The sequence below is a fragment of the Leptospira dzoumogneensis genome (assembly GCF_004770895.1).
GTDB classification, from domain to species: domain Bacteria; phylum Spirochaetota; class Leptospiria; order Leptospirales; family Leptospiraceae; genus Leptospira_B; species Leptospira_B dzoumogneensis.
This window is the reverse complement of record NZ_RQHS01000015.1, coordinates 128,543-135,588: the sequence shown is the minus strand read 5'-3', so window position 1 is coordinate 135,588 and position 7,046 is coordinate 128,543. Positions and strand designations below refer to the sequence as shown.

Annotated in this window: 8 protein-coding genes; 7 read left to right on the top strand and 1 reads right to left on the bottom strand. The window is 44.2% G+C overall.

Translation table 11 applies throughout. The features are described from left to right. Window positions 1–232 precede the first annotated feature (232 nt). Window positions 233–1,321, bottom strand: coding sequence for a glutamine-hydrolyzing carbamoyl-phosphate synthase small subunit (gene carA / locus EHR06_RS09970; protein WP_135756858.1), 1,089 nt, complete (start codon window positions 1,319–1,321; stop codon window positions 233–235). Between the two features lie 497 nt (window positions 1,322–1,818). On the opposite strand from carA, the gene thrS reads away from it, so the two are divergent. The 7 genes from thrS to EHR06_RS09935 all read left to right on the top strand — a co-directional run bounded on the left by thrS (window position 1,819) and on the right by EHR06_RS09935 (window position 6,956). After that, the gene (gene thrS / locus EHR06_RS09965) at window positions 1,819–3,792 is read left to right on the top strand and encodes a threonine--tRNA ligase (protein ID WP_135756857.1); all 1,974 of its coding nucleotides are present in this window, start codon (window positions 1,819–1,821) and stop codon (window positions 3,790–3,792) included. A 221-nt stretch (window positions 3,793–4,013) separates the two neighbouring features. Further along, window positions 4,014–4,562 carry a translation initiation factor IF-3 gene (gene infC / locus EHR06_RS09960; protein WP_100722938.1) on the top strand — a complete coding sequence of 183 codons (549 nt, stop codon included), beginning with the start codon at window positions 4,014–4,016 and terminating at the stop codon, window positions 4,560–4,562. Window positions 4,563–4,595: 33 nt separating this feature from the next. Beyond that, window positions 4,596–4,799, top strand: coding sequence for a 50S ribosomal protein L35 (gene rpmI / locus EHR06_RS09955; RefSeq protein WP_010514334.1), 204 nt, complete (start codon window positions 4,596–4,598; stop codon window positions 4,797–4,799). Next, window positions 4,799–5,152 (top strand): 50S ribosomal protein L20, encoded by a 354-nt coding sequence (rplT, locus tag EHR06_RS09950; protein ID WP_086446212.1) that lies wholly within the window; start codon window positions 4,799–4,801, stop codon window positions 5,150–5,152. Before rpmI ends, rplT begins: the two co-directional genes overlap by 1 nt. 232 nt (window positions 5,153–5,384) lie before the next feature. Further along, window positions 5,385–6,062: a hypothetical protein gene (locus tag EHR06_RS09945; protein WP_135756856.1), complete on the top strand. Its 678-nt coding sequence runs from the start codon at window positions 5,385–5,387 to the stop codon at window positions 6,060–6,062. Between the two features lie 5 nt (window positions 6,063–6,067). Next, complete coding sequence (locus EHR06_RS09940; RefSeq protein ID WP_135756855.1) at window positions 6,068–6,367, top strand: cell division protein ZapA; 300 nt, start codon at window positions 6,068–6,070, stop codon at window positions 6,365–6,367. Between the two features lies 1 nt (window position 6,368). Beyond that, window positions 6,369–6,956 (top strand): 5-formyltetrahydrofolate cyclo-ligase, encoded by a 588-nt coding sequence (locus EHR06_RS09935; RefSeq protein ID WP_135756854.1) that lies wholly within the window; start codon window positions 6,369–6,371, stop codon window positions 6,954–6,956. Window positions 6,957–7,046: the final 90 nt, after the last annotated feature.

The window sequence follows — 7,046 nt, the reverse complement described above, 5'->3', positions numbered from 1 at the left end:
TAGCTTCGTTAAAATAGGAATATTCAATGAACGTAAGAAAAAGGTATCTAGGATATTAAAAGTGTAACCCATGTCTCTGGTTTAAACTGTTACCTATGTCCCAGGTTTTTCACTGCATTGGGATTGGGGGGAGCGGCTCGTGGGAGAGCGCCTACAGGCCTACCACAAAATCCTTCCTCCGTCAACCGAATCCCCGTCCACAAACTGTGTTGGAATTCCAACACGCATGGAATTATTTCTTCTTAGTAGAATCCACTAAATCGTAGAACTTCTGAAACAAGTATCTACTGTCATTCGGCCCCGGAGAACTTTCCGGGTGATATTGGACCGACAGAAGAGGGTAACCTGATTTCAAAATACCTTCTACAGTATCGTCGTTCAGATTGATAAAAGAGATCGGCTCCTTTTCGGAAGATTCTGCGACCACGGCGAAACCGTGATTTTGGGAAGTGATCTCCACTTTACCGGTTTCCAAACTTTTTACAGGTTGGTTTCCGCCTCTATGGCCGAATTTCATTTTTTCAGTCTTCTTGCCTAAGGTCAGACCAATGATCTGATGGCCTAAACAGATGCCGAAAAGAGGATAATTATTTTCTAATATAGCTTTTGTGGAATCGATTGCGTAAGTGCAAGCCGCAGGATCTCCCGGACCATTAGAAAGAAAGAATGCATCCACTCCATCTTTCATGATATCCGAAGCTGGAGTTTGAGCAGGATAAACGGAAACCGCAAAGCCGGCCGCATCCAATAGACGAAGAATGTTCGTCTTCACACCATAATCATAAACAGCGAGTTTGTATTTTTTTCCGGAGCCGGATCCGAACTCGTATTTTTTATCTGTGGTAACAACCTTCGCGAGGTCAGCGTCTGCGATGCCCGGGAACTTCTTCACTTGCGCTAAAAAAGAATCAGAGTATTCATTCGCGACGAAGATCCCACCATTCGGAGCGCCATTCGTGCGGATGAAGCGGGTTAACTTTCGGGTGTCGATCCCTTGGATCCCTGGAATTTTATAATCTTTTAAAAATTGAGATAATGTCTTTTGGGCTTTGAAGTTGGAAGGACGATCTACATATTCTTTCACGATCATTCCCGAAGCTTGGATCTTTCCGGATTCCATGTTTTCTGGATGGATCCCGTAGTTCCCGATCATCGGGTAAGTGAGAGTTACGATTTGATTCGCGTAGGAAGGGTCAGTCAGAATTTCCTGGTAACCCGCCATGGAAGTATTAAAGACGATTTCCCCGACGGATTGGGTTTCGTAGCCGAAGGATTCACCTTCGTATACGTCCCCGTTTTCTAAAACCAAGAACGCTTTCATTAAGGACAGGCTTTCGCAGCGAAGGCAAGGGTCAAGTGGAATCACCCGGAATTTTGTAGGAACTCCAACAACTCACTAGGGGAAAGATTTGGGCGGCTCCTCACTTCGTTCGGACCGGGCTACTACGGGTTCGCGCATTCGCGCTCATCCGACAAAAGCCGGACTTCGCCCTTCGTATCCCTGCCGCAGCGACCCGTAGGGAGCGAGGCAACGACCGCTAAGCGAGTCGGTGGCCGAAGGCCAAACGAGAATAAAGTCTAAATCAAAACCATAGGCTTAGATCGAAAACATAACTAAAATTAACATTCTGCATTTGACCGCAGCGATAACCTCAGTGAACTCTGTGTTCTCCGTGCGAACCCAGTTTTCGCACAGAGTTCACGGAGCACACAGAGATAGCGACTTCGTGTCTCTGCGTGCCAAAGCCCTCTTGAGCCTCTCATAAACTCTGCACCTTTTTCCCAACAGGCTTGCGAAAAAAACCGCGTATCGACGGAATGGAAGCAGGGGTAGCTGTGGCAGTTCAAAATCAGTCAGTCAAATTTATATTACCGGATGGAAGTTCTAAAGAAGTATCCGCCGGTTCCTCCTATAAGGATTTTATAGAATCCCAACTTCCGTTCTTAAAGAACAAGGCGTTAGCGGTCCGCTTGGACGGCAAAAACGTTTTGGATCTGAGCCGGACCATTGATTCCACAACCACCCCTAACACAACACCTAAGCTGGAAGTTTTGACCTTCCAAGACAAAGAAGGTTGGGAAACCTTCCAACATTCCGCGGCTCACTTGCTCGGAATGGCGGTCCAGAATTTATACAAAGATGCAAAATTAACCGTCGGCCCTGTAATCGAGAATGGACCCGGCTTCTTCTATTATGATATCGATTTCACCGAAACTGTGATCACTCCGGAAGATTTTCCTAAGATAGAAGCGGAGATGAAAAAGATCGTAGATGCGGACCACGAAGTTTTTCGCAAAGTTTGGGATAAAAAAGAAGCGATCTCCGTTTTCGAAAAGATGGGGGAGAACTATAAGATAGAGATCGTCGGCCAAATTCCTGACGACAAAGTTTCTATCTATGGAATGGGAGAATGGTTCGACCTTTGTAGAGGACCTCATATTCCACGCTCCGGATTTTTGAAAGCATTCAAATTGACCGCACTTTCAGGAGCCTACTGGAAAGCGGACAAAAACAATCGTATGCTCACCCGAATTTACGGGATCGCATTTCCAAGTAAGAAGGAATTGGACGAGTATGTTTTCCAATTGGAAGAAGCTAAAAAAAGGGACCACAGAAAGATCGGAAAAGATATGGATCTATTCTCTTTCCAACCGGAAGCTCCCGGTTTCCCTTTTTGGCATCCGAAAGGAACTACTCTTTGGAACGGTTTAGCTGATTATATTCGTAAAGAATGTGCGAAACGTGGATACCAAGAAATTAAAACTCCTGCCGTACTTTCTTCGGAGTTATGGAGAAGAAGCGGTCACTGGGACAACTTCAACGAGAACATGTATTTTGTTTCGATCGACGAAGAAGAATTCGCGATCAAACCGATGAACTGTCCCGGTTGTAGTTTGATCTACAAACACCATCTTCATTCTTATAGAGAACTTCCTCTAAGATTCGCTGAATTAGGAAGTGTGCATCGTCATGAATTACACGGAGTTCTTCACGGACTTTTCAGAGTAAGAGCATTCACCCAAGATGATGCGCATATCTATGCACCTTTGGAATATCTGGAAACTGAAGTATTAGATATCATAGACTTCACCTTCAATGTGTATAAGAAGTTCGGATTCCAAGAATTCAAAACTTATATCGCTACTCGTCCCGAAAAGTCCCAAGGTAAGGACGAAGATTGGGAGTTTGCTACTAACGCTCTCCAACAAGCATTGGAAAAAAGAAATATCCCATTCTCCATTAAAGAAGGAGAAGGTGCATTCTACGGACCTAAGATAGAATTTAATATCAAGGATTCTATTGGAAGGATGTGGCAATGTGGAACCGTCCAGATAGACTTCTCCATGCCGGATCGTTTCGAGTTGGATTATACCGATTCTGACGGAGCTAAAAAAAGACCTGTAATGATCCACAGAGCGATCTATGGTTCCTTGGAAAGATTTATTGGGATATTAATAGAACATTTCGAAGGTAAGTTCCCACTTTGGATCTCTCCGAACCAAATACGCGTTCTAACCGTAACTGAAAATGTGCAGGAATATGGATCCGAGATCCTGAAAAATCTGATCGAATCCGGTTTTAGGGCGGAAGCTGATTTCAGAAATGAAAAGATAGGCGCCAAGATCCGAGATTCTATCCTGAAAAAGGCAAATTACCTACTGGTATTGGGCCAAAAGGAGAAGGATTCAGGCACAGTTGCGGTCCGAAAACGAGGCTCAGAAGAAACAATTTCTATGTCATATTCCGACTTCCAGGCCCTTCTCGAAAAAGAGGTCGCAGAGGGTTTGTAAGACGCAGAACGATTGGCACGCAGAGTCGCCAAGGCGCAGAGAGTTTTTGGTTTTAATTTACCCTCTGCGGCTCTGTGTCTCTGCGTGAGAAAAAAACTTTGCGTCTCCCTCATCTCTGTGTCTCCCGAACTAAATTCTACTTGATGTACTAGGCTATCTGCAGAGAAAATCGCTTGAAAGCTAGCCTACTAGCCAAAAAATTGGAAAAAACCGGAGATTGAATGCAGAAGAGGCCTCAACCGAAACCCACCGATAAGCTATTTACTCATAGAATTAATGAGAAAATTACAGGGGTATCCCAGGTAAGATTGGTGTCGGATGACGGTGTAATGATCGTTTCTTTTGACGAGGCTTTACGGCGCGCTAAAGAAGAAAACTTGGATCTGGTGGAAGTATCAGGTGACCAAGAGATTCACGTCTGCAAGATCATCGATTACGGTAAATATAAGTTCGAACTACTTAAAAAGAGTAAGGAAGCTAAGAAGAAACAGCACGTAATCAACGTGAAAGAAGTGAAGATCCGTCCAAGGATCGAACAACATGATTACGATATTAAAAAACGCCACGCAGTGGAGTTTCTTCAAAAAGGGGACAAAGTTAAAGTCAGCCTTCGCTTTCGCGGTCGTGAAATGATGCACTCCGAACTCGGGATGAACGTAGTCAATCGAATGGTAGAAGATTTGAAATCGGTCGGTACTCCGGAAAGAGAACCAGTGTTAGACGGCCGCCAAATCGTTGTAGTTATCACACCTCTTGCTGCAAAGCAATAGAGTAAATATTCAGGAATTATCGAGGTAGGGGAAATGCCTAAGCTTAAAACAAATAGAGCCGCAGCTAAACGGTTCAAGTTTTCCAAAAATAATAAAATAAAACGGAAGAGTATGAACACCCGTCACATTCTTACCAAAAAAGGACCTAAAAGACGTCGTCGTCTTAGAGGAATGACCTTGGTAGTGGATGCGGATTGGAAAGCAATCGTTAGACTCATGCCTTACGGAGTTCGATAATGCCACGCGCAACAAACGGAACCATACACAAGAATCGTCGTAAAAAAATCCTAAAAACCGCAAAAGGTTTTAGAGGAGCCAGATCTAAACTTTACAGAACTGCGAAATCCGCAGTGATGAAAGCGGGTCAGTGGGCGTACAGAGACAGAAGAGCAAAAAAACGTGATTTCCGCAAACTTTGGATTATCCGTATCAATGCTGCTGCTCGTGAAGCTGGACTTTCTTATTCTCAGTTCATGTATGGACTGAAAAAAGCCAATATTTCCTTGGACAGAAAGGCCTTGGCAGAACTTGCGTTCAACGACAAAGAAACTTTCAACGCTCTAGTTGAAAAAATCAAGGTAGCGGCGTAAGATTTTTCGCCCTTAGGAAGGGTTCGGTTACGGATCCTTCCTCTTGTAAAAAGCCCGTAATTCTACGGGCTTTCTTTGTTTTTAGAAAAAAAGGTTTTTCTCTTTTTGAGAAAGATGAAAAATGGGATGGATTTTGCCGATTAGGCAGGTCACAAATATTTAGGCGGAATTTCGCTCTAAGTGTAATTTTATAAAATAAACCACTCCAACTAAGGAGAACGAGGTTCGCATTATGTTAACTATGGAGACAATTGAGGAGCTCGAGAGTAAAGTCCTAAAAGCACTCGAACTCATTAGCGACCTTCGGGCGGAAAACGGTCGCCTGGAAACAGAAAACGAATCTCTTCGCGCGGAAAACGACCAGATGAAACTGGCGATGGAAGAGAAAGAGAAAGAACTTTCTTCTCTTCGCGAACAACTCCAAAAAGCGAATGCAGAGTTGGAAGGGATCAAAGAAAGAGAACGTGCACTCGAAGCTAAGATCAATCAGCTTCTGGGACGTTTGGATGGTCTTCCTGCTTCCGGCAGCGGATCTTCCTCTCCTTCTACTTCACCTAAGCCTAGTTCGACTTCTTCTTTTGCTAGCGGTGCTGCGGCGGGTGCAGTTGCTGGAGCGGCGGCTTCTGCTGCTCCTTCAGTAGTTAGAGATTCTTCGGAAGAGGATTTTAACGAAGACGATGAGATCATTCTTCTAGACGACGAAGACGATGATATTTCCGTTCTAACTGAATCTTCCGATTCTTCCGGAGGAGACGACGAGATCATCATCACCGACGAACCTATCGACGACTTCAGCCCTGTTTCTGTCGACGATGATGATATCATTATCGAAGACGATGATGACGCGATCAGTGTATTCGATGCGGATGAAGACGACGACTTCTTAGTCATCGAAGACGATCCTAAGTAATTTTTATGAGTGAGAGAGTCAAAGCTCGTATACTGGGCGACGACTATACCATTGTAGGCGATACCGATCCGGAGTATATCCATAGGCTCGCCGAATTGGTGGACCGAAAGATCCGTGAGTTACAACTGGGAATGCCTAACGCACCTAAATTGAAACTCGCGGTACTCGCTGCTTTAAACTTCGCGGACGAATTGGAACAATCTAAAAACCAAACAGGCGACTCGGGACCTTCTTCTCCCGAAGCGGAAGAAAAGACCAAAAAATTGATCACTCTTTTGGAAGAAGGTTTGATCGGAGATCTTTGATTTGGTTTCTAAATCGGAAGCCAGAAAAAAAAGTAAATCTATTCTCTTGGGAGTTCCTTCCAGGAAGGAAAAAGAAGAAAGTATCCGCTCCAATCTTCTGGAATTTCTGAGACATAGCTCATCTTCCACCCAATTAAAAATCATCTCCTATGTTGCGGATGATTTTGAAATTTCTCCTTTTCTACCGTTAGGCCCTTCTTTACGGATAGGAAGTTTAGGTTTGGACATATTTTTTCCAAAAGTAACAAATTCAGGACTTGAATTTAAATCAGGCTCAGGATTTTCCCCAGGTGCATTCGGCATTTTGGAACCGGAGGGAGAAGTTTTCATCCAACCGGAAGACGCCGATTGGATCCTAGTTCCCGCCTTGGGTTGGAATTCCGACGGGGCGAGGTTAGGAAGGGGAAAGGGTTTTTACGATCGTTCTCTAAAGGATATAGTTTCTGAAAAAATGATTGGCCTTTCTTTTGAGGACCTATACCCTTGCGATTTTTCCGCGGAACCCCATGATCTGAAAGCAGGTACAGTGATTACGGAGAAAAAAAACCATTGCTTTCCCGGGAAAATGGGAGAAAAATCAGTCGGATAATTTGATTGGGAGTTTCTTTTTCAGGGGGCTCCGTGTCGACAATGTACTAAGCCGGAAACTTGTGCCCAAAGTTTCCGTTTTGAAAGAGTA

Bases quoted from the DNA above. Each gene is read 5' to 3' on its own strand.
- carA (WP_135756858.1), bottom strand. From the start codon at position 1,321: ATGAAAGCGTTCTTGGTTTTAGAAAACGGGGACGTATACGAAGGTGAA.
- thrS (WP_135756857.1), top strand. From the start codon at position 1,819: ATGGAAGCAGGGGTAGCTGTGGCAGTTCAAAATCAGTCAGTCAAATTT.
- infC (WP_100722938.1), top strand. From the start codon at position 4,014: ATGCAGAAGAGGCCTCAACCGAAACCCACCGATAAGCTATTTACTCAT.
- rpmI (WP_010514334.1), top strand. From the start codon at position 4,596: ATGCCTAAGCTTAAAACAAATAGAGCCGCAGCTAAACGGTTCAAGTTT.
- rplT (WP_086446212.1), top strand. From the start codon at position 4,799: ATGCCACGCGCAACAAACGGAACCATACACAAGAATCGTCGTAAAAAA.
- EHR06_RS09945 (WP_135756856.1), top strand. From the start codon at position 5,385: ATGTTAACTATGGAGACAATTGAGGAGCTCGAGAGTAAAGTCCTAAAA.
- EHR06_RS09940 (WP_135756855.1), top strand. From the start codon at position 6,068: ATGAGTGAGAGAGTCAAAGCTCGTATACTGGGCGACGACTATACCATT.